This is a genomic window from Streptomyces sp. NBC_00503, assembly GCF_036346895.1.
Classification (GTDB): Bacteria; Actinomycetota; Actinomycetes; order Streptomycetales; family Streptomycetaceae; genus Streptomyces.
In genome coordinates, this window is the sequence record NZ_CP107856.1 from 41,639 (window position 1) to 66,528 (window position 24,890).

The 24,890-nt window shown below is 74.0% G+C and carries 1 protein-coding gene; it reads right to left on the reverse strand.

Annotation, left to right across the window (positions count from 1 at the left end):
• Position 1: 1 nt before the first annotated feature.
• Complete coding sequence (locus tag OG490_RS37575) at positions 2–24,841, reverse strand: non-ribosomal peptide synthase/polyketide synthase (protein ID WP_330301226.1); 24,840 nt, start codon at positions 24,839–24,841, stop codon at positions 2–4.
• Between the last annotated feature and the right edge of the window lie 49 nt (positions 24,842–24,890).

The following is a 24,890-nucleotide window of genomic DNA, read 5'->3' on the forward strand; positions in this document are numbered from 1 at the left end:
CTCAGAACTCGAAGTCTTCTTCGAACGCGTCGATCTCGTCCTGGTCGAGATCGAGCAGCGGCGCCGGCTCGGCCGCCGTGGGGCGCGGGGCCACCGCCCGCACCGGTTGGGTCGCGGGGTCCGCGGCGTGGGCCGCCAGGGCGCGCAGCGCCCGGAACCAGCCCTCGGCGAGCGAGGCCACCTCGGCCTCGGTGAACAGTCCGTCGGGCCAGGTCCAGGAGGCCACCAGGCGGGGGCCGCCGGGACCGTCCTGGGCCAGCGAATTCAGCTCCAGGGCGTGCGCGGCGGGCATCGCGGCGTCGCTACCGCCGAGGCCGCCGTCGCCGTTGTCGTTGTCGCCGTTGTCGCCGCCGCCGAACCTGCCCAGGTAGTTGAAGCCGATCTGCGGTACGGGAAGTCCGGCCAGCACGCCTGCCGTCTCCGGGTTGAGGTGGCGCAGCAGCCCGTACCCGGCGCCGTTGTCGGGCAGCGCGGCGAGCTGTCCGGCCACGTGGGCCAGGGCCCGGCCGGCGGCGGGGCCGCCCGTGTAGAGCGCCTCCCAGTCGTCGTCGGGGACGGCAGGGTCGAGGCGGACCGGGAAGAGGCTGGTGAACCAGCCGACGGTGCGGGAGATGTCGGAATCCGGCAGGACGCCGGCGAGCAGCTCCTCGCGGCCGTGGCCCTCCAGGTCGAGCAGGACGCCCTGCTCGCGCCGGCGGCCGCGCCCTCGGTCCCAGTCGGTGACCGCAAGCGCGAACGCGGTGAGCAGTACGTCGTTGACGCCGGTGCCGAACACGGTCGGGACGGTCGTCAGCAGCGGGCCGGTGTCGGCCGCGGGCAGCGTCACGCTGTACTGCCGGGCCGTGGCGGCCACGTCGCGGCCCGGGTCCAGCGGCCGGGCACCCAGCGGGGGTTCCTGGTAGCCGCTGAGCATGCCCGTCCACACCGGGAGTTCGGCGGCCCGCTCGGGGGCCAGGGCCGCCCGTGCCAGGCCCCGGGCCCAGGCGCGGAAGGAGGTCCACACCGGTTCCAGTACGGGCTCCCGGCCGGCGACGACGGCCTCGTAGGCGGCCATGAAGTCGGGCATCAGGATCCGCCACGACACCCCGTCGACCACCAGGTGGTGGACGATCAGCAGCAGCCTGCCCGTTTCCCGCGGTCCGGCGTCGAACCAGACCGCCTGGACCATCAGCCCGGTGTCCGGAGCGAGCCGGTCCTGGGCGGCCCGGCCCTCAACGTCGATGCGCGCTGTCAGGGCGGCCTCGTCCAGGCCCGCCACGTCGATCCGGTGGACCACGTCGGCGGCCCGCAGGGTGCCCTTCGGCGGGACCTCCAGGGACCAGTCGGCGGGCTGCCGCACCAGGCGGGCGCGCAGCGCGTCATGGTGGTCGAGCACGGCCTGGACGACGGCGCGCAGCACGTCCTCGGTGAGGCCGCCGGGGACGGGTGCCATCACCGACTGGTTGAACCCTTCGATCCGGCCGCCCAGTTCGCGCAGCCAGCGGATGATCGGGGTGGCGGGCAGGGCTCCGATCGCCGGGTCCGCGCCATCCGGGTCCGGGGCGAGCAGCAGCTCGGCCGGGGACTGCGGCAGGGCTGTGGCCAGCGCCTGGACCGTCTTGTGCCGGAACACCTCGCGGGGGGTCAGCACCAGGCCGGCCAGGCGGGCTCGGCCCACCAGCTGCACGGAGGTGATGCTGTCGCCGCCGAGGGTGAAGAAGCTGTCCTCGACACCGACCGCGGGCAGCCCGAGGACTTCCGCGAACAGGCCGGCCAGCAGCTCCTCGCGCGGGGTGGACGGGGCGCGGCCCACGGGCCGGTCCGCGAAGTCCGGCGCGGGCAGTGCCTTGCGATCGAGCTTGCCGTTCGTGTTCAGCGGCAGGGCGTCCAGGGTGACGAACACGGCCGGGACCATGTAGTCGGGCAGGTCGGCGGCGGCGTGTGCGCGCAGCTCCTCCTCGGCGGGCGCGGGGCCGCCCGCGACCGGGACGACGTACCCCGCCAGCAGCTTGGTGCCGGGGCGGTCCTCGCGGACGACGACCGCGGCCCGGGACACCCGCGGGTGCCGGGCGAGAACGGCCTCGATCTCGCCGAGTTCGATGCGGAAGCCGCGCACCTTGACCTGGAAGTCGGTGCGGCCCAGGTACTCGATGCTGCCGTCCGCACTCCAGCGCGCCAGGTCGCCGGTGCGGTACATCCTGGCGCCCGGGGCGCCGTACGGGTCGGCGGTGAACCGCTCGGCGGTCATGCCCGGCCGGCCGAGGTAGCCGCGGGCCAAGCCCGCGCCCGCGAGGTACAGCTCGCCGGGCACCCCGGGGGCGACCGGACGCAGCGCCCCGTCGAGCACGTACGCACGGGTGTTGAGGATCGGGCGGCCGATGGACGGGGCGGCGGCGGTGCCGTCCAGCTCGGCGGTGGTCGACCAGATCGTCGTCTCGGTCGGCCCGTAGACGTTGAGGACCGACCGGCCGGCCGCGGCCATCGCCTCGGCCAGTGCACCCGGTACCGCCTCGCCGCCGACCAGCATCCGCAGGCCCGCGAGGGCGTGCGGCACCTGGCCGGTCAGGGTCTGCCACAGCGACGGAGTGGCTTGCAGGACGGTGGCGCCGTGCCCGGTGATCAGCGCGGCGAGGGCGTCGGGGTCGAGGACCTCGTCCTTGCTCGCGACGACCACCGCGGCGCCCGCCAGCAGCGGCAGGTACAGCTCCAGTGCGGCGATGTCGAAGGAGACGGTGGTGACGGCGACCAGCCGGTCCGTGCCGTCCATCGGAACCCGCTCGGCCATGTCGGCCAGGAAGTTGTCCAGGGCCTCGCGCGGGATCACCACGCCCTTGGGCCGGCCGGTGGAGCCGGAGGTGTAGATGGCGTACGCCGGGGTCCGGCCGTCGGCCCGCTCCGCCACCGCGGTGCCGGCCGGGTACGCGGCGAGGGCCGCGCCGGTGGCCGGGTCGTCCAGCAGCAGCGCCGGGGTTCCGGTGGCGGGCAGGGACGCCGCGGTCCCGGTCGTGGTCAGCAGCAGCGAGGGGCGGGCGTCCTCCAGGACGTAGCCGAGCCGCTCGGCCGGGTGCTCGGGGTCCAGCGGCACGTAGCCGGCGCCGGACTTGAGCACCGCGAGCAGGGCGACCAGCAGCTCGGCGCCGCGCGGCAGGGCCACGGCGACGTAGCGCTCGGGGCCGGCGCCGCGGTCGGCGAGCAGGCGGGCCAGGCGGGTGGAGCGCTCGTCCAGTTCGGCGTACGTGAGCCGGTCGGCGCCGCAGATCACCGCGGTGGCCCCGGGCGTGGCGGCGGCCTGGCGGGCGAACCGTGCGGTCAGCGGTTCCAGACCCGGCTCGGCCTCCACCCGGCCCGCCCATTCGGCCAGCACCCGCCGCTCGTCGGCGGTGGCCGGCAGCCGCAGCCGTCCGACGGGTACGGCGGCCTGCCCGGCCGCCTCGCCGAGCAACCGCACCATGGTGGCGGCGAGGTCGTCGACGCGGGCCTGGTCGAGCAGGTCGGGGCGGTGGGCGAGGTCGAGACCGAGGGAGCGGCCCAGGCTCACGGTGAGACTGAGCGGGTAGTGGGTGCTCTCGTGGTTGTCACCGCCCACGATGCCCAGGCCTCCGGCGGCGCTGCGCAGCCCGTCGGCGTCGAGGGGATAGTTCTCGAAGACGACCAGGGTGTCGAAGAGTTCACCGAGCCCGGTGCCGCGCTGAATGTCGGCGAGCGGCAGGAACTGGTGGTCCATCAGACCGGCCTGCTGTGTCTGGAGGCGGTCGAGCAGGGCGCCGAGCGTCTCGGCCGGGTCCAGGGCGACGCGGACCGGGAGGGTGTTGATGAACAGGCCGACCATCGACTCGACACCCGGCACCTGCGGCGGCCGGCCGGAGACCGTACCGCCGAAGACGACGTCGGCGCGGCCGGTCAGCTGCCCGACGACCAGCGCCCAGGCGGCCTGGACGACGGTGTTGACCGTCACCCCGCGCTCACGGGCCCAGCGGGCAAGCGCGGCGGTCTCGGCCTCGGGCAGCTCCAGGCGGGTGCGAACCGCCCGGACCGGGGCGCGGGACGGGTCCGGCGCGGCGACCAGGGTGGGCTCCTCGAGGCCGTCGAGGACCTCGCGCCAGGCGGCCTCGGCGGCGCCGCGGTCCTGGCCGGCGAGCCAGGTGAGGTAGTCGCGGTACGGGGTGACCCGGGGCAGCGCGGCGGAGTCGCCCTGCTCGGCGTAGAGGGTGAACAGCTCACCGAGGAAGACCGGCATGGACCAGCCGTCGAGCAACAGGTGGTGGTGGCTGACGATCAGCCGGTGCCGGTCGGGCGCGGTGGAGGCGAGGATGAACCGCATCAGCGGTGGCCGAGCCAGGTCGAAGGGCCGGGTTCGGTCCTCCGTCACCAGGCGGTCGGCCGCGGCGGCCCGCTCCTCGGCGGGCAGTTCGGTGAGGTCGATCTCGGTGTACGGCAGCTCGAAGCCGGCGGGCACCACCTGAACGGGGGTGTCCATGGCCTCCTGGCGGAAGGCCGCGCGGAGGTTGGCGTGCCGGGTCAGCAGGGCGTGCAGGGCCGCGCGCAGGGCGGGCCGGTCGACCGTGCCCTCGATGTCGAGGGCGAGCTGGACGGTGTAGACGTCCTCGCCGTCGGTGTCGTAGACGGCGTGGAAGAACAGGCCCTGCTGGAGCGGTGAAAGCGGCAGCAGGTCGGCGAGGGGGCCGTGGTCGGCCTCCAGCGCGTCGATCTGCTCCTGCGACACGCAGACCAGCGGGCGCACGTCGGACGGGGTCAGACCGACCGGCCCGGTGGCCGCCGCATGGGCGGCCAGGGAGCGCAGGGCCTCGAACCAGCCCTCGGCCAGGACCCGGACCTCGTCCTCGGTGAACAGGGCGGCCGGCCAGGACCAGTCGGCGGTCAGCCGGGGGCCGTCGGCGTGGTCGAGGGTGACCGCGTTGACGTCCAGCACGTGGGCGAGCGGCATGCCGGGTTCGCGGCCGTCGCCGAGGTCGGCGTCGGAGCGCAGCGCCCAGTCGGCGCCCGCGCCGTCGCCGGCGGTGGCGTCGAAACGGCCCAGGTAGTTGAACCCGATCTGCGGGGCGGGCAGTCCCGCCAACACCGCCGCGGCCTCGGAGTCCGCGTGACGCAGCAGGCCGTAGCCGATGCCGTTGTCCGGCAGGGCGTGCAACTGCTCCTTGACCGCCTGCAATGCCCGGCTCAGGTCCACACCCGGGCCCGCGTCCAGGCGGACCGGGAACATGCTGGTGAACCAGCCCACCGTCCGGGAGACGTCCACCCCGTCGACCACGGCCTCGCGGCCGTGGCCCTCCAGATCCACCAGGACCTCGGTGGACGGGCCCTCACGCCAGGCGGAGACCGCCAGCGCGAAACCGGTCAGCAGAACGTCGTTGACCGTGGCCCGGTACTTCGCCGCCACCTCGGTCAGCAGCGGAGCCGTCACCTCGGACGGAAGCGACAACGACAGGTGCCGCAGCGTGGACGCCGTGTCCACTTCGCGGTCGAGCGGACGGGCGCCCATCAGGGCGTCATGGACGGCCGCCTGTGCCTGCCAGATCGGGAGTTCGGCGGATCGGTCGAGGGAGGTCAGCTGCTCCGCCCACCGACGGAACGACGTACCGACCGGCTCCAGCCCGGCACCCGCGTAAGCCTGCGCCAGATCGGGCAGCAGCACACGCCACGAGACACCGTCCACGACGAGGTGGTGGCCCATCAGCAGCAGCCGGCCCGCCTCCTCGAACCAGACAGCCTGCACCATCACACCCGCGTCGGGAGCAAGCCGCAGCTGCGCGGCACGAGCCTCCACGGCTGTCTCCCCCTCGGCCACGCGCAGGATGTCCGCGGCCCGGACCGCACCCTGCTCGGGCACCTCCAGGTTCCACGACGACCCACCCCGCACCAGACGCGCCCGCAGCACGTCGTGGTGGTCCAACAGGACCTGGAGCGCGTTCTCCAGCCTCTCGTAGGACGCGTCCGCAGGGGTCTGCACCAGCATCGCCTGGTTGAACCCGTCCACCGGGCCGCCCAGCTCACGCAGCCACCCCACGATCGGAGTCTGCGCCACCGTGCCCAGACCCGCCCTCGGATCCTCCACCCGCGCACCCGACACCGACTGCGCCACCGCAGCCAACGCCTCCGGCGTACGGTGCTGGAACACCTCACGCGCCGAGAACACCAGACCCGCCTTCCGCGCCCGGCTCACCAACTGGATCGACACGATGCTGTCGCCACCCAGCTCGAAGAAACTGTCCTCCACCGAGACCGACTCAAGACCCAGCAACTCGGCGTACAGCCGGCACAGCAGCGCCTCGCGCTCGGTGCGCGGGGCCCGGCCCGCCGTCGTGCCCCGGTACTCGGGTGCCGGGAGCTGCCTGCGGTCGAGCTTGCCGTTGACCGTCAGCGGGAGGGTGTCGAGGGCGACGAACGCGACCGGCACCATGTAGTCCGGCAGGGCGGCGGCCAGGTGCGAGCGGACCACGGCGGCGTCGAAGGCGACGCCGTCGCGCGGAACGACGTAGGCGACGAGGCGCTTGATGCCGGGAGTGTCCTCGCGAACGGCCACGGCGGACCGGGCGGCACCCTCGTAGCGGGCCAGGACGGTCTCGATCTCACCGAGCTCGATCCGGAAGCCGCGCACCTTGACCTGGTCATCGGACCGCCCGAGGTAGTCGAGCTGCCCGTCCCGGGTCCAGCGGACCACGTCACCGGTCCGGTACATCCGCGCGCCGGCGGGCCCGTACGGGTCGGCGACGAACCGCTCGGCCGTCAGATCCGGTCGGCCCAGGTAGCCGCGCGCCAGACCGGCACCCGCGATGTACAGCTCGCCGGCCACGCCCGGGGCGACCGGCCTCAGCCGCTCGTCCAGCACGTAGGTGCGGGCGTTGCCGACGGGCCGGCCGAGCAGCGGGCGGGAGACGTCGGTGGTGCGGGCGGTGAGCGTGTCGACGGTGGCCTCGGTCGGCCCGTACAGGTTGTAGCCGGTGATGCCCGGAGTCTGCGCCAGCTCCTGCCACAGGGCGGGGCTGACCGCTTCTCCGCCGAGGGCGAGGATGCGCGGCCGGGCCTGCTCGTCGCGGACCAGGCCGTCCTCGACGAGCTGTTCGGCGTAGGACGGGGTGAGCTCCATGAAGTCGACGCCGTGCGCCCGGACGTAGTCGATGAGCGCGTGCGCGTCGCGGCGGGTCGCGTCGTCCACGAGGTGGAGTTCGTGCCCGGCGACCAGCCACAGCAGCGGGTCGAGTGAGGCGTCGAAGGAGACGGCGGCGGTGAGCGCGGCCCGCAGCGGGCGGCCGGCGGCCGCCGTCTCGGCCGCGTAGAGCTCGTCGAAGTGGTGGTGGAAGAGGTTCACCAGGCCGGTGTGCGGGACGACGACGCCCTTGGGCCGGCCGGTGGAGCCGGAGGTGTGGATGACGTACGCCGGGTGGCGTGCGTCCAGGGCGCGGACCCGGTCGGTGTCGGCCAGGGCGGCGTCCGGCAGGGCACGCAAGGCTTGTGTGACGGCCGGGGACTCCAGGTCGATGCGGATGCCGCCGCGGTCCACGGGAAGCGTGTCGCGGGCACCGGCCGCGGTGATGACGGCCACCGTGCCGGCGTCCTGGAGGACCTGGGCGATGCGGTCCGCGGGGTGGGAGGGGTCGACGGGTACGTACGCGGCGCCGGCCTTGGCGACCGCGAGGACGGCGACCATGAGGTCGGCGGTGCGGGGCAGGGCGACGGCGACGAAGTCCTCGGCGCCGATGCCGTGTCCGGCGAGCAGGTGGGCCAGCCGGTTGGCGCGTACGTCGAGTTCGGCGAAGGTCAGCCGTTCGGCGGCCGTGACCAGGGCGGTCGCGTCCGGGGTGGCGGCCGCCTGCCGCTCGAAGAGGGCGGGCAGGGTACCGGTGGGCACCGGGCGGGTCGTGTCGTTCCACTCGGTCAGCACCTTGCGGCGCTCGTCGTCGGTGAGGACGTCGAGCCGGGACAGCGGCAGGTCGGGCCGGGTGACCAGGGCGGTGACCGTGCGGGTGAAGCGGCCCGCGAGGTCCAGCGCGGTCTCCCGGTCGAACAGGTCCGTGGCGTACTCGATGCGGCCGCCGATGCCGGCGGCGTGGCCGTCGGCCGTGAACTCCTCGGCGAGCTGGAAGGACAGGTCGAACTTGGCACCGTCGACGGTGACCTGGTGCGGTTCCACGGCCAGTCCGTCGAGGTCCAGGGCGGCGGCGGTGTTGTTCTGCAGGGAGAGCATGACCTGGAACAGCGGGTGGCGGGCCAGGGAGCGCTCGGGGTTGAGCAGCTCCACGAGCCGCTCGAACGGCACGTCCTGGTGGGCGTACGCCGCCAGATCCGTCTCCCGGACCCGGTCCAGCAGCTCACGGAAGGTGGGATCGCCGGAGACGTCGGTGCGCAGCACCAGGGTGTTGACGAAGAAGCCCACGAGGTCGTCGAGGGCCTCGTCGGTGCGGCCCGCGATCGGGGAGCCGATCGGAATGTCCGTGCCGGCGCCGAGCCGGCCGAGCAGGGTGGCCAGCGCCGCCTGGACGACCATGAAGACGCTGGCGCGGGACGCGCGGGCGAGGTCGGCGAGCGGGGCGTGGGCCTCGGCGGGCAGGTGCAGGGGCACGGTGTCGCCGCGGAAGCTCGTCTGTGCCGGGCGTGGTCGGTCGGTGGGCAGGTTCAGCTCTTCCGGGAGCCGGTCCAGGGTCTGCTGCCAGTAGCCGATCTGGCGGGCGAGTTCGCTTCCCGGGTCGCCCTCGTCACCGAGGACGTCGCGCTGCCACAGGGTGTAGTCGGCGTACTGGACCGGCAGCGGTGCGAAGGCGAGTTCCCTGCCGGCGCGGTGGGCCGCGTACGCGGCGGCGAGGTCGCGGGCCAGCGGCGCCATGGACCAGCCGTCGGCGGCGATGTGGTGGACGACCAGCAGCAGGATGGACGTCTCGGCGTCCACCGTGAACAGGTGGGCGCGCAGGGGCACTTCGGTGGCGAGGTCGAAGTCGCGGGCGGCGGCCTCGGCGAGCGCCCGGGCCGTGTACGGGGCGGTGTGCGGGGCCGGCCGTACGGTGTCGGCGGCGAGGACCTGCTGGCGGGGGCGGCCGTCGGTGTCGGGGAAGACGGTGCGCAGCGCCTCGTGACGGGCCACGACGTCGCCCAGCGCCGCGGTCAGGGCCTCGGTGTCGAGGGCTCCGGTGAGTTCGACGGCCAGCGGCAGGTTGTAGGTGCCGTTGCGCTCCTCGAACCGGTTGAGGAACCACAGGCGACGCTGGGCGGGCGAGAGCGGCACGGCCTCCGGCCGGACCCGCGCCACCAGCGCCGGGCGGGCGGCCCCCGGCGCGTCGCCGAGGCGCTCGGCGAGCGCGGCGACGGTCGGGGTCTCGAACAGGGCGCGGACGGCGAGTTCGGCACCGAACAGGGTGCGGATGCGGCTGATGACGCGGGTGGCGAGCAGGGAGTGACCGCCGAGGTCGAAGAAGCTGTCGTCGATCGAGACGGCGTCGACACCGAGCACCTCGGCGAACAGCGCGGTCAGCTGCTCCTCCTGCGGGGTGCGCGGGGCCCGCCCCGCGCCGGCCGCGGCTGCGAAGTCGGGGGCGGGCAGGGCGCGCCGGTCGAGCTTGCCGTTGGGGTTGAGCGGCAGCGCGGCGAGCGTGACGAAGGCGGACGGGACCATGTAGTCGGGCAGGACGGCGGCCACGTGGGCACGTAGCTCCGCCGCGTCCGTCGCACCCGCGCCGGACGCGGGCACCGTGTAGGCGACGATGCGCTGGTCGCCGGGGATGTCCTCGCGGACCACGACGGCCACCTGGCCGACGCTGTCGTGCCGGGCCAGGACGGCCTCGATCTCGCCGAGCTCGATGCGGAAGCCGCGCACCTTGACCTGGAAGTCGGTGCGGCCCAGGTACTCGATCTGGCCGTCGGTGTTCCAGCGGACCAGGTCGCCGGTGCGGTACATGCGGCTTCCGGCCCGGCCGTACGGGTCGGCGACGAAACGCTCGGCGGTCAGGCCCGGGCGGCCCAGGTAGCCGCGGGCGAGGCCGGAGCCCGCGAGGTACAGCTCGCCGGCGACGCCGGGCGGGACCGGGCGCAGGCGCTCGTCGAGCACCAGGGCACGGGTGTTGTGCCGGGGCCGGCCGATGGGCGGGGTCCGGTCGTCGCAGGCGGCGCCGGGTTCGTCGTACCAGGCGGTGGCGTAGACCGTGGCCTCGGTGGGGCCGTAGATGTTGGCCAGGGCCGCGCCGGGCACGGAGGCGCGAATGGCGTTCGCGGTGTGGGCGGAGAGGCCCTCGCCGGCCAGGACGACGAGGTCGGCGCCGAAGCGGGGCACATCGGACTGGGCGAGGGTGTGTGCGAGCGCCGAGGGCACCGCGCTGACCAGGCTGTAGTGGCGGCCCGGCGCGGCGTCGAGCAGGGCGAGCACGTCGCGGACGATCTCGATGCGGCCGCCGGTCAGCAGCGGGCCGAACATCTCGAAGACGGAGACGTCGAAGTTGAGCGAGGTCGCGGCGAGGACGTCCGAGAGCCGCTCGGCGCCGATGTCGGCGGCTGCCCAGGCGGCGAAGTCGGCGACGTTGCGGTGCGCGACGACAACGCCCTTGGGGCGGCCGGTCGAGCCGGAGGTGTAGATGACGTACGCGGGGTGGCTCACGTCGAGGGGACCGGCTCGCTCGGCGTCGGTCACGTCGCCGTCGGCCTGCGCGGCCAGCCGCTCGCGCACCGCGTCGTCGTCCAGGAGCAGGGTGCGTACGCCGTCGGGCAGAACGGCCGCGGCCTCGCCGGTGGTGACCACCAGCGCGGGCCGGGCGTCGGCCAGCATGTAGGCGATACGGTCGGCCGGGTAGCCGGGGTCGACGGGCAGGTAGGCGGCGCCGGACTTCAGTACGGCGAGCAGCGCGACGATCATGTCGGCGGTACGCGGCAGGGTCAGTGCGACGAACCGCTCGGGACCGGCGCCCTCGGCGATCAGCAGCCGGGCGAGCCGGTTGGCGCGGGCGTTCAGCTCGCCGTAGGCCAGCTCGTGGCCGGCGTGCAGGACGGCCGGGGCGTGCGGGGTGCGGGCGGCCTGAGCCTGGAACAGCTCGGGCACGGTGGCGTCGGCGACTTCGCGGCGGGTGTCGTTCCACTCGCCCAGGACGAGGGCGCGCTCGGCGTCGGTGAGGACGTCGACGGCCGCCACGGGCAGTTCCGGGTCGGCGGTGACGGTGTCCAGCAGCCGGGTCAGGCGGGCGCCGATCGCCTCGGCGGTGGTGCGGTCGAACAGGTCGGCGGAGTACTCCACGACACCGCGCAGCCCGGCCGGTCCGCCGTCGGCGGTGAAGGTCTCCTCCAGCGAGAACAGCAGGTCGAACTTGGCGGCCTCCAGGCGCACCGGCAGCGCGGTGGCGCGCAGCCCGTCGAGGTCGAGGGTGGCCTCGGCGTTGTTCTGGAAGGCCAGCATCACCTGGAACAGCGGGTGGCGGGCCAGCGAGCGCACCGGGTTGAGTACCTCGACCAGCCGCTCGAAGGGGACGTCCTGGTTCGCGTACGCGGCGAGGTCGGACTCCCGGACCCGGCCGAGGAGTTCGGCGAAGGTGGGGTCGCCCGACAGGTCGGTGCGCAGCACCAGGGTGTTGACGAAGAAGCCCACCAGGTCGTCGAGGGCCTCGTCGGTACGGCCGGCGATGACGCTGCCGATGGGGATGTCCTCGCCGCCGCCGAGCCGGCCGAGCAGGGCGGCCAGCGCCGCCTGGACGACCATGAAGACGCTGGCGTTGTGGGCGCGGGCGACGGCGGTGATCCTCTGGTGCACATCGGCGGGCAGTTCCAGCGGGGCGGAGCCGCCGCGGTGGCCGGCCTCGGCGGGACGGGGCCGGTCGACGGGGAGGGACAGTTCCTCGGGCAGGCCGGCGAGGGCGGTGCTCCAGTGGCCGATCTGGCGGGCGAGCGGGCTGTCGGGGGCGCTCTCGTCGCCGAGGACCTCGCGCTGCCACAGGGTGTAGTCGGCGTACTGGACGGGCAGCGGCTCCCAGGCCGGGGCGTGGCCCGCGCGCCGGGCGTCGTAGGCGATGCCCAGATCGCGGGTGAACGGGGCCAGCGACCATCCGTCGCCGGCGATGTGGTGCAGGATCACGAGCAGGACGTGCTCGGTGGCGGAGATCCGGAACAGCCGGGCCCGCAGCGGGGCCTGGGAGGTCAGGTCGAAGCCTTCGGCGACCGCCGCGGCGAGCACCGCGTCCAGCTCACCGGCAGCCGTCTCGGTGAGGGGCAGCGCGGGCGCGGACACCCCGGCCGGCAGCACCCACTGGCGTGGTCGGCCGTCCAGTTCGGGGAAGACCGTACGCAGGCTCTCGTGCCGGTCGGTGACGTCGCCCAGGGCGGCGCGCAGTGCGACCGGGTCGAGGTCGCCGTCGAGACGCAGGGCGAGCGGCAGGTTGTACGAGGCGCTCGGGCCCTCGAACCGGTTGAGGAACCACAGCCGGCGCTGGGCGGGCGAGAGCGGGACCTCCTCGGGCCGTGGCCGCGCGGTCAGCGCGGTACGGGCCTGGCCGGCGCCCGCGATCCGGGTCGCGAGGGCGGCGACGGTCGGGGCCTCGAAGAGGGTGCGGACGGCGAGTTCGACGCCGAAGACCGGACGGATCCGGCTGATCAGGCGGGTCGCGAGCAGCGAATGGCCGCCGAGGTCGAAGAAGCTGTCGTCGACGGAGACCGCGGGCAGGCCCAGGATCTCGGCGAACAGCCCGGCGAGGATCTCCTCCTGCGGGGTCCGCGGCGCCCGGCCGCCGGCGCCCGCGGCGAGGTCGGGTGCGGGCAGCGCCCGCCGGTCGACCTTGCCGTTGCCGGTCAGCGGCAGCGTGTCGAGGGACACGTACGCGGAGGGCACCATGAAGGCGGGCAGCCCGTCGGCGGCGTGTTCGCGGAGCTCGGCCGGGGAGAGCTGGGCGCCCGGCGCGGGCACGGTGTAGGCGACGATGCGCTGGTCTCCGGGGGTGTCCTCGCGGACGACGACGGCCGCCTGGGCGACGCCGGAGTGCCGGGCCAGGACGGCCTCGATCTCGCCGAGTTCTATGCGGAAGCCGCGCACCTTGACCTGGTCGTCGTTGCGGCCGAGGTAGTCGATGTGGCCCTCGGCGTTCCAGCGGGCGAGGTCGCCGGTGCGGTACATGCGGCTGCCGGCCGGGCCGTACGGGTCGGCGGTGAACCGCTCGGCGGTCAGGGCGGGACGGCCCAGGTAGCCGCGGGCGAGGCCGGCGCCGGCGATGTACAGCTCACCCGCGACACCCTGCGGTACGGGGCGCAGCGCGGCGTCGAGGACGTAGACCCGCATGCCGTCCAGGGGGCGGCCGATGGGCACGTTGTCGGTGACCTCGGCGGCCGAGAGGATGCGGTGGGTGGTGGCGAACGTGGTGGTCTCCGTGGGGCCGTAGCCGTCCACGACCGTCAGGCCGGGGCAGGCCTCCAGGACGCGGCGGACCGCGGCTGCGGGGACGACGTCGCCACCCGTCCACACCTGGCTGACCCGGGCGAGGCAGCCCGGCCCGTCCTCGGCGATCAGCCGGAACAGGCCTGCCGTCAGCCACAGGGCGGTCACGCCGTGCCGGGCGACGATCTCGCGCAGCCGGACCGCGTCGAGGTCCCCGGTGGGGGCGACGACGACCTGGCCGCCGCCGAGCAGCGGCACCCACAGCTCGTAGGTGGAGGCGTCGAAGGCGGTCGGCGAGTGCAGCAGCACCCGCTCGTGCCCGGACGCGAAGCGGTGGTCCTCGGCGAGGGCGGCGATGTCGCGGTGGGTGACGCCGACGCCCTTGGGCAGGCCGGTCGAGCCGGAGGTGAACATGACGTAGGCCAGCTGGTCCGGGTCGACGGGAACGGCCGGGTCGTGGGCGGGGCCGTCGGCGAGCGCCGGGCCGGCCTCGATCACGGTGAGGGCCGCGCTGTCGACGGTGTCCCGGCCGGCCGTGAGCGCCTCGGCCGCGGCCGAGGCGTCGGCGACCAGAACGGTGGCGCCGGTCTCGGCGAGGACGTGCCGCATCCGGGCCTGGGGGAAGCGCGGGTCGAGCGGTACGTACGCGCCGCCGGCCTTGAGGACACCGAGCACGGCCGCGACCAGGTCCGGCGAGCGCTCCATGAGCAGCGCCACCCGGTCCTCGGGGCCCACGCCCGCGGCGAGCAGGCGGTGCGCGAGGCGGTTGGCGCGCGAGGCGAGCTCCCCGTAGGAGAGGGTGCCTCCGTCGGACACGACGGCCTCGGTGGCCGGCGCCCAGGAAACCAGGTCGGCGAAGAGGCCGGTGACGGTCCGGTCCGCGGACACGTCGTCCTGCGCGGTGTCGTTGAAGGCGACGAGCAGCCGGTCGCGTTCGGCGTCGGCGAGCAGCGGGATGCGGCCGACCGGGGTGGCAAGCAGGGTGGGGGCACCCTGGAAGAGCCCGGTCAGACGCTCCAGGAGGGCGTGGGCGGCAGGGGCGTCGAAGAGGTCGGTGCGGAAGTCCAGGCGCAGCTGAAGGCGCTCGCCGGGAACCGCGGTGAGGATCAGTGGGTAGTGGGTCGCATCATGGCCTTCGAGGCCGGTGACGCGCAGGCCCCCGCCGATCTCCAGGACGTCGGCGTCGAGGGGGTAGTTCTCGAAGACGACCAGGGTGTCGAAGAGCTCGCCGAGACCCGCGGCCTGCTGGAGGTCGGTCAGGCCCAGGTACTGGTGGTCCATCAGACCGGCCTGCTGTGTCTGGAGGCGGTCGAGCAGGGCGCCGAGCGTCTCGGCCGGGTCCAGGGCGACGCGGACCGGGAGGGTGTTGATGAACAGGCCGACCATCGACTCCACACCCGGCACCTGCGGCGGCCGGCCGGAGACCGTACCGCCGAAGACGACGTCGGCGCGGCCGGTCAGCTGCCCGACGACCATGGCCCAGGCGGCCTGGAGGAGGGTGTTGAGTGTGAAGCCGCCGGCCCGGCTGAGGTCGGTGAGTCGCGCGGTGAGCTCGGCCGGCAGGTCCACGGTGACCCGGTCGGGCGCGGCGGGGCTGCCGTCGCGGCCGGCGGGGGCGACCAGGGTGGGCTCCTCGAGGCCGTCGAGGACCTCGCGCCAGGCGGCCTCGGCGGCACCGCGGTCCTGGCCGGCGAGCCAGGTGAGGTAGTCGCGGTGCGGGGTGACCCGCGGCAGGGCGGAGCCGTCGCCGGAGCGGCCGTAGAGGGTCAGCAGTTCCTTGACGAGGACCGGCATGGACCATCCGTCGAGCAGGATGTGGTGGTTGGTCAGGACCAGCCGGTGCCGCTCGGCGCCGGTCCGCAGCAGGGCGAAGCGCATCAGCGGGGCGCGGGCCGGGTCGAAGCGGACGGCCCGGTCCTCGGTCATCCACGTGGTGACGGCATCGGCGCGCCCGTCCTCGGGCAGTGCGGTGAGGTCGATCTCGGTCCAGGGCAGGTCGACCCGCGCGGGGATGACCTGGACGGGGGCGGTGAGGCCACGGTCGTTGCGGAAGGCGGCGCGCAGCGCCGGGTGCCGTGCCAGCAGGGTCTCGGCGGCGGCGTGGAGGGAACGCGGGCGCAGCGGGCCGTCGATGTCGAGGGCGAGCTGGACGGTGTAGACGTCCTCGCCGTCGGTGTCGTAGACGGCGTGGAAGAACAGGCCCTGCTGGAGCGGTGAAAGCGGCAGCAGGTCGGCGAGGGGACCGTGGTCGGCCTCCAGGACATCGATCTGCTCCTGCGTGACGGAGACGAGCGGGCGCACGTCGGACGGGGTCAGACCGACCGGCCCGCTGACCGCCGCGTGGGCGGCCAGGGAGCGCAGGGCCTCGAACCAGCCCTCGGCCAGGACCCGGACCTCGTCCTCGGTGAACAGGGCGGCCGGCCACGACCAGTCCGCGACGAGCCGGGGGCCGTCGGAGTGGTCCTGGGTGACGGCGTTCAGATCGAGGACGTGCGTCAGGCGCATGCCGGGTTCGCGGCCGTCGCCGAGGTCGGCGTCGGAGCGCAGCGCCCAGTCGGCGCCCGCGCCGTCGCCGGCGGTGGCGTCGAAACGGCCCAGGTAGTTGAACCCGATCTGCGGGGCAGGCAGTCCCGCCAACACCGCCGCGGCCTCGGAGTCCGCGTGACGCAGCAGGCCGTAGCCGATGCCGTTGTCCGGCAGGGCGTGCAACTGCTCCTTGACCGCCTGCAACGCCCGGCTCAGGTCCACACCCGGGCCCGCGTCCAGGCGGACCGGGAACATGCTGGTGAACCAGCCCACCGTCCGGGAAACGTCCACCCCGTCGACCACGGCCTCACGGCCGTGGCCCTCCAGATCCACCAGGACCTCGGTGGACGGGCCCTCACGCCAGGCGGAGACCGCCAGCGCAAAACCGGTCAGCAGGACGTCATTGACCGTGGCCCGGTACTTCGCCGCCACCTCGGTCAGCAGCGGAGCCGTCACCTCGGACGGAAGCGACAACGACAGGTGGCGGACGGTCTCGGCGGTGTCGGTGGCCGGGTCGAGGGAACGGGCGCCCAGCTGGGGCGTGGTGCCGGCCAACTGTCGCTGCCAGATCGGGAGTTCGGCGGATCGGTCGAGGGCGGTCAGCTGCTCCGCCCACCGACGGAACGACGTACCGACGGGCTCCGGATCGGAGCCGGCGTAAGCCTGGGCCAGATCGGGCAGCAGCACACGCCACGAGACACCGTCCACGACGAGGTGGTGGCCCATCAGCAGCAGCCGGCCCGCCTCCTTGAACCAGACGGCCTGCACCATCACACCCGCGTCGGGAGCAAGCCGCAGCCGGGCCGCACGCGCCTCCACGGCGGTCTCCCCCTCGGCCACGCGCAGGATGTCCGCGGCCCGGACCGCACCCGGCTCGGGCACCTCCAGGTTCCACGACGACCCACCCCGCACCAGACGCGCCCGCAGCACGTCGTGGTGGTCCAACAGGGTCTGAAGGGCAGCCTCCAGCCTCTCAAAGGACGCGTCCGCAGGGGTCTGCACCAGCATCGCCTGGTTGAACCCGTCCACCGGGCCGCCCAGCTCACGCAGCCACCCCACGATCGGAGTCTGCGCCACCGTGCCCAGACCCGCCTTCGGATCCTCCACCCGCGCACCCGACACCGACTGCGCCACCGCAGCCAACGCCTCCGGCGTACGGTGCTGGAACACCTCACGCGCCGAGAACACCAGACCCGCCTTCCGCGCCCGGCTCACCAACTGGATCGACACGATGCTGTCGCCACCCAGCTCGAAGAAACTGTCCTCCACCGAGACGGTGTCGAGACCCAGCAACTCGGCGTAGATGCCGCAGAGGATCTCCTCACGCTCGGTACGGGGCTCGCGGCCCTGACCGGCCCCGGCGTAGTCGGGCGCCGGGAGCCGCTTGCGGTCCAGCTTGCCGTTGACCGTCAGCGGCAGCGCCTCCAGCTCGACGAATGCGGCCGGGACCATGTAGTCCGGGAGTGCCGCGCCGATGTGGGCGCGCAGGGCTTCCGCGTTGAGGGTGGTGCCTTCGGCCGGGACCACGTAGGCGGCGAGGCGCTTGATGCCGGGGGTGTCCTCGCGGACGATCACGGCGTTCTGCGCGACCGAGGCGTGCGTGGCCAGGACCGTCTCGATCTCGCCGAGCTCGATGCGGAAGCCGCGCACCTTGACCTGGTCGTCGGACCGCCCGAGGTAGTCGAGCTGCCCGTCCCGGGTCCAGCGGGCCACGTCACCCGTGCGGTACATCCGGGTGCCGGCGGGCCCGTACGGGTCGGCGACGAACCGCTCGGCCGTCAGATCCGGTCGGCCCAGGTAGCCGCGCGCCAGACCGGCACCCGCGAGATAGAGCTCTCCCGCGACACCGGGGACGACGGGGCGCAGGGCCGCGTCGAGGACGTACGTACGGGTTCCCGGGATCGGCGTACCCATCGAGGGCACCCCGGTGTCGGCGGTGAGGGGGGCCGATGTGGTCGCGACGACGGTGGACTCGGTGGGGCCGTAGGCGTTGACCATGCGACGGCCGGGAGCCCAGCGGTCGACCAGCTCCGCGGAGGTGGCGTCACCACCCACGATCAGGGACCGGAAGTGGGGGAACTCGGCAGCCGGAACACTGGCCAGCGCGGCCGGCGGGATCAGCGCGTGGGTGACCCGCTCGGCCGTCAGGACCTCGGCCAGCACCTCGCCGGCCAGCGGACCCGCCGGCGGCACCACCAGCGTGGCGCCCGCCGCGAAGGTCATGACCAGCTCCAGCACCGAAGCGTCGAAACTCGGCGACGCGAACTGCAGCACACGGCTCTCGGCATCCACGGCGAACCGCTCGACCTCCGCCGCGGCAAAACTCGCCACACCCGCATGCGACACCACCACACCCTTGGGGTGGCCCGTCGAACCCGACGTGTAGATCACATACGCCGGACTCGCCGGCATCACGGAGATCCCGGGGCGGGGGACGGACTCCTCCCCCGGAGCGGGCAGTTCTCGCAGGACCAGCGCCGGGCGGGCGTCGTCGAGCATGTACGCGATCCGGTCCGCCGGGTACTCCGGGTCCACCGGGAGGTACGCGGCGCCCGACTTCAGCACCGCCAGCTGCGCGATGACGATGTCCACCGAACGCGGCATGACCAGTGCCACCACCCGCTCCGGACCCACGCCCTGACCGGTGAGCCAGTGCGCCAGGCGGTTGGCACGGGACTCCACCTCCGCGTACGACAGCACCAGGTCACCCGAGACCACCGCCGGCGCGTCCGGCGTCGCATCCACCGCGGCCTCGAACAGCCCGTGGAAGGTGACCGGAGCCGAGCTGTCACCTGAACCGGCCCACTCCCCCAGCACCTGCGCACGCTCCGCGTCGCTGAGCACGTCGACCGCCCCGACCCGGACCTCCGGATCGGCCGCGACCGCATCCAGCACCGCCACCAGACGCCCCGCCAACTCCTCCGCCGTCACCCGGTCGAACAGATCGACCGCGTACTCGACACTGCCCTCCAGACCCGACCCGGCCTCCGCCAGGGTGAAGGAGAGGTCGAACTTGGCGGTGTCCAGCCGGACCGGCTGGCGGCCCACCTCGACGCCGGGCAGGGCCAGCTGGTCGGAGGGGATGTTCTGGAGCTGGAAGGAGACCTGGAAGAGGGGGTGGCGGGCCATGGACCGCTCGGGGTTGAGGACCTCCACCAGCCGCTCGAAGGGCACGTCCTGGTTCGCGTACGCCGCCAGATCCGTCTCCCGGACCCGGTCCAGCAGCTCACGGAAGGTGGGGTCGCCGGCAAGGTCGGTCCGCAGGACCAGGGTGTTGATGAAGAAGCCCACGAGGTCGTCGAGGGACTCGTCGGTACGGCCCGCGATCGGCGAGCCGAGGGGAATGTCGGTACCGGCGCCGAGACGGTGCAGCAGGGTCGCCAGGGCCGCCTGAACCACCATGAACAGGCTCGTGCCCGTGGTACGGGCCAGCTCGTCCAGACGGGCGCGGAGCGCGGCCGGGACGGTGAAGCCGATGGTGTCGCCGCGGTAGCTCAGCTCGGCCGGGCGCGGGCGGTCCGTGGGGAGCACCAGCTCCTCCGGGAGACCGGCGAGCGCGCCGCTCCAGTACGCCACCTGGCGGGACAGCTCGCTCGCCGGGTCGTCCTCGTCGCCGAGGATCTCGCGCTGCCACAGCGTGTAGTCGGCGTACTGGACCGGCAGCGGGGTGAACTCCGGGGCGGCGCCGCCCAGTCGGGCGGCGTAGGCGCTGCCCAGGTCGCGGGCGAGCGGGGCCAGGGACCAGCCGTCGCCGGCGATGTGGTGGACGACGACGAGGAGGACGTGGTCGTCGTCGGCGAGGGTGAGCAGGTGCGCCCGGACCGGGATCTCGCGGGTGACGTCGAAGCCTTCGGCGGCGGCCCGGGCGAGTGCCTCGTCCAGGGTTTCGGGGGTGACGGCGCCGCGGTGCAGCAGCGGCCGGGAGGCGGGTTCGGCCGGGTCCAGGACGAGCTGGCGCGGGCGGCCGTCGGTGTCGGGGAAGACCGTGCGCAGCGCCTCGTGGCGGTCGGTGACGTCGGCCAGTGCCGCGTCGAGGGCGGCCGCGTCGACTCGGCCGCGCAGGCGCAGCGACAGGCCCAGGTTGTAGGTGCCGCTGGGGCCGTCGAAGTGGCCCAGGAACCACAGTCGGCGCTGGGCGTACGAGAGCGGGATCTCCTCTGGTCGGACCTGGGGCAGGAGGGCCTGGCGGGCGTCGGCGGCGCCGTCGAGGGCAGCGGCGAGCGCGGCGACGGTGGGGGTCTCGAAGAGGGCGCGGACGGTGAGTTCGGCGCCGAGCAGGGTGCGGATGCGGCTGATGACGCGGGTGGCGAGGAGGGAGTGACCGCCGAGGTCGAAGAAGCTGTCGTCGATCGAGACGGTGTCGAGTTCGAGGACCTCGGCGAACACTCCGGCGAGAAGGGTCTCGCGGGCGGTGCGGGGCGCACGGCCGGCGGACAGGCCCGCGAAGTCGGGGGCGGGCAGGGCGCGCCGGTCCAGCTTGCCGTTGGCGGTGACGGGGAAGGCCTCGAGGACCAGGACGGCGGCGGGGACCATGTGGTCGGGCAGGGCGGCTGCAACGTGGGCGCGCAGCCCGGCCGGGTCGGTGTCGGCCGCGGTGTCGGCGAGGACGACGTAGCCGACCAGCCGCTTGTCGCCGGGGCGGTCCTCGCGGACGAGTACGGCGCTCTGCGCCACGGTCGGGTGGGCCAGCAGGGCCGCCTCGATCTCGCCGGGCTCGATCCGGAAGCCGCGGATCTTGACCTGGTCGTCAGCGCGGCCGAGGTAGTCGAGTTCACCGTCGGCGGTCCAGCGCACGAGGTCGCCCGTGCGGTACATGCGGGCGCCGGGCGCGCCGTACGGATCGGCCACGAAGCGCTCGGCGGTCAGGGCGGGGCGGCCGTGGTAGCCGCGGGCCAGGCCGGAGCCGGTGAGGTAGAGCTCGCCGGGGACACCGGCCGGGACGGGGTTCAGATGCGCGTCGAGGACGTAGACACGGGTGTTGGTGATCGGGCGACCGATGGTGGGGGCACCGGCGCCCGGGCTGAGGGGGCTGGACATGGTGGCGCAGACGGTGGACTCGGTCGGGCCGTAGGCGTTGACCATGCGCCGGCCGTCGGCCCAGCGGGCGACGAGCTCGGCGGAACAGGCCTCGCCGGCGGTGACCAGGGTCATGCCCTCGGGCAGCCGGGCTTCGCCCATGGCGGCGAGCACCACCGGCGGGAGCGTGGCGTGGGTGACGCGCTGCTCGGCCAGGAGCGCGGCGAGCGGCTCACCCGCGGCCAGCCGCTCGGCGGGCGCGAGGACCAGCGCCGATCCGGTGGACAGGGTGGTGAGCATCTCCCAGACGGAGGCGTCGAAGCTGGGCGAGGAGAACTGCAGCACCCGGTGTCCGGGGCCGCCGCCGAACCACGCGAGGTGGGCGGCGGCCATGGAGGCGACACCGGTGTGGGTGACGACCACTCCCTTGGGACGGCCGGTGGAGCCGGAGGTGTAGATGACGTACGCCGCGTCCTGCGGGGTGGTCTCGGCGTCGGCGAGGGTCCCGGCGGGCAGCTCGGCGGTGTCGAGGAGCAGCCGCGGGGTGCCGTCGGCGGGCAGGGAGCCCTGGAGGGCGGTGGTGGTGACGACGAGGGCGGGGCGGGCGTCGTCCAGGATGTACGCGATGCGCTCGGCCGGGTAGGCCGGGTCGACGGGCACGTAGGCGGCGCCGGTCCTCATCGCGGCGAGCAGGCTGACGACGGTGTCGGTGCTGCGGCCCAGCGCCACCGCGACGGAGCGGCCGCGGCCGGCCCCGTACCGGGCGAACAGGGCGGCCAGGCGGCCGGAGCGGTCCTGGAGTTCGCGGTAGGTGAGGGTGGTGTCCTCGAAGACGAGGGCGGGCGCGTCGGGGGTACGGGCGGCCTGTGCGGCGACGAGCTCGGGCGTGGTCGCGTACGGGACGTCGACGGCGGTGTCGTTCCACTCGGTCAGCAGCCGGGTGCGCTCGGCCGCGTCGAGCAGGTCGAGGGAGCCGACGCGGGCCGTGGGGTCGGCGGTGGCGGCCTCGACCAGGCGCAGGAAGCGGTCGCCGAGGTCACGGACGGTGGCGTCGTCGAAGAGGTCGCGGGCGAACTCGATGCTGCCTTCGACCCCGGCGGGGCGGCCGTCGGCGTCGAAGCGCTCGCCGAGCCGGAAGGACAGGTCGAACTTGGCCGTATCGGTCTGGAGGTGGCGGACCGTCGCGGTCAGGCCGGGCAGTTCCAGGAGGGGCGCCGCGTTGTCGTCCAGGGCGAGGGTGACCTGGGCCAGCGGGTGGCGGGCCAGGGAGCGGACCGGGTTGAGGATCTCCACGAGCCGCTCGAAGGGCACGTCCTGGTTGGCGTACGCGGTGAGGTCGTACTCGCGGACCCGCTCGACCAGTTCGCGGAAGGTGGGGTCGCCGGAGACGTCGGTGCGCAGGACCAGGGTGTTGACGAAGAAGCCGACCAGGTCGCCGAGGGCCTCGTCGGTGCGGCCTGCGATGACGGTGCCGACGGGGATGTCCTCGCCTGCGCCGACGCGGTGCAGCAGGGCGGCCAGCGCGGCCTGCGCCACCATGAAGACGCTGGCCCCGGTGTCCTGGGCGAGGGCGAGGAGGCGTTGGTGGACCTCGCCTTCGAGGTGGAAGCCGATCCGGCCGCCTCGGTGGCCGGCCACGGCCGGGCGGGGGCGGTCGGTGGGCAGCGCGAGTTCCTCGGGCAGCGCCGCGAGGGTGTCCTTCCAGTGGGCGATCTGCCGGGCGTGGAGGCTGCCGGGGTCGTTCTCGTCGCCGAGCAGTTCCTGCTGCCACAGGGTGTAGTCGGCGTACTGGACGGGCAGCGGCTCGTACTGCGGCGCGGCGCCGCGCATGCGGGCGGCGTACGCGCGGCTGAGGTCGCGGGTGAAGGGGGCCACCGACCAGCCGTCGCCGGCGATGTGGTGCACGACGAGCAGCAGGACGTGGCGTTCGGCGGTGAGGGTGAACAGGTGGGCGCGGACCGGGATCTCGGTGGCGAGGTCGAAGCCGCGGGCGGCGGCGCGGGTGAGTCGCTCCTCCAGCTCGCGCTCGTCGGCGACCTCGGTGACGAGGAGTTCGGGGCGGGCGTCGGCGGCGGCGAGGACGTGCTGGTGGGGGGCGCCATCGGTGACCGGGAAGACGGTGCGCAGGCTCTCGTGGCGGGCGACGACGTCGGCGAGCGCGGCGCGCAGGGCGTCGGTGTCGGGGCGGCCGGACAGCTCGGCCGTGAGGCCGTCGTTGTAGGCGGCCTTTCCGCTGTCGTTCTCCATCTGGTTGAGGAACCACAGGCGGTTCTGGGCGGCCGAGAGCGGCATCCGGGCGGGGCGCGGGCGCGTCGTCAGGGCCTGGCGGGCGTCGGTGCCGGCGGCGAGGCCGAGGGCCTGGGCGAGGGTGGCGACGGTGGCGTTCTCGAAGACCGTACGGAGCGTCAGCTCGGCGCCCAGCTCCTTGCGGATGCGTCCGACCAGGCGGGTGACCTGGAGGGAGCTGCCGCCGAGGAGGAAGAAGTTGTCGTCCACGGAGACGACCTGCTCGCCGAGCACCTCGGTGAACAGCCGGCACAGGGCCTCTTCCGCGGCGGTGCGCGGGGCGCGGGAGGAGGCCGGGGCGGCGGTTGGCGCGGTGGTGGCCGCGGTGCGGGCGGCGGCGGTGCGGGCGTGCTCGGGCAGGCCGGAGGTGTCCAGTTCGAGGGAGTCGACGCTGTCGTCGAGCGAGGCGCTGCCCAGGCGGCGCAGGAAGTCGAGGAAGGCGAGCAGGTAGGCGCGCAGGTCCTCGTCGGCGTACAGGTCGGGGTTGGCGTCGAAGTCGATCTGGAGCCCGGAGGAGGTGCCGCGGTCGTAGACGATGAAGGAGATGTCGTCGGCCGGGCCGATGGAGAGGTTGTGGGGGCGTGCGGTGTGGCCGGCGAACCGCAGGTCGTAGTCGAACATCATGATGTTGACGTGCGGGCCGACCAGGCGGCGGTCGTCCGCGAGCATGCCGAGGTCGCGGCGCAGGTCCTCGAACTGGTAGCGCTGGTGCTTCATCGCTGCGCGCATCTCGGCGGAGACCTGGTGGAGCAGTTCTTCGACGGTGGTGCCCGGCTTGATGGCCACGCGCAGCGGCAGCACGTTGGAGACCATGCCGGGCACGCTGCGGGCGTTCTTGCCGAGCCGGGTGGATACGGGCAGGCCCAGGACCACCTCGGGGGCACCGGACAGGCGCTGGAGCCACAGGGCGATGGCGGCGACCAGCGTGGGCGGCCAGGTGACGGCGGCGTCGGAGCCCAGGGTGCGCAACCGCTCGGTCTGGGTGCGGCCCACGCGTGCGGTGCGGCGGGCCAGGGAGCGGGCCAGGCTCGGCTGTTCGCCGGAGAGGCTGATCGGCTCGGGGCACTCCTTGAGCCGGTCGATCCAGTAGGCGCGGTCGGTGCCGAAGCGCTCGGAGTCGCGGTAGGCGGCCTTCTCGTCAAGGAGCTGGGCGAGGGGGGCGAAGGGGGTGGCGGGTACGGGTTCGCCGGCAACGAGCGCGGAGTACACGGCGGCGGTGCGCTGGGCGACCATGTTGACGGTGAAGCCGTCGACCAGCAGGTGGTGGTAGCGGTGCAGCCACAGGTGGCGGTTCTCGGAGACCTTGAAGAGGGCGAAGAGGAAGAGCTCGTCGTGCTCGGTGTCCAGGGGCCGGGCGAAGTCCTCGGCCATCCAGGCGCGGGCCGCCACAAACGGGTTGGGGGTGTCGCTGACGTCGACCACGTGCAGGGACCAGTCGAGCTCTTCCGTGGGCACGATCCGGGCGACGGGGCCGCTGTCGCCCTCGTGGAAGCGCAGGCGCAACGTCTCGGCCTCCGCGACGACCTGGCGCAGGGCCTGCTGGAGGAGCGGCGCGTCCACCGGTCCTTCGATTTCCAGGAATTCACCGGTGTTGAAGATCGTGTTCTGTGGATTCAGCTGCTGCGCATACCAGACGCCCGACTGGGCGGCGGTCAGCGGCAGCAGGACACCCCGAAGGTCGGACACGGCCACTCACCCTCAATACGTTGGCGGAAATCGCGGATCAGATCCCCTG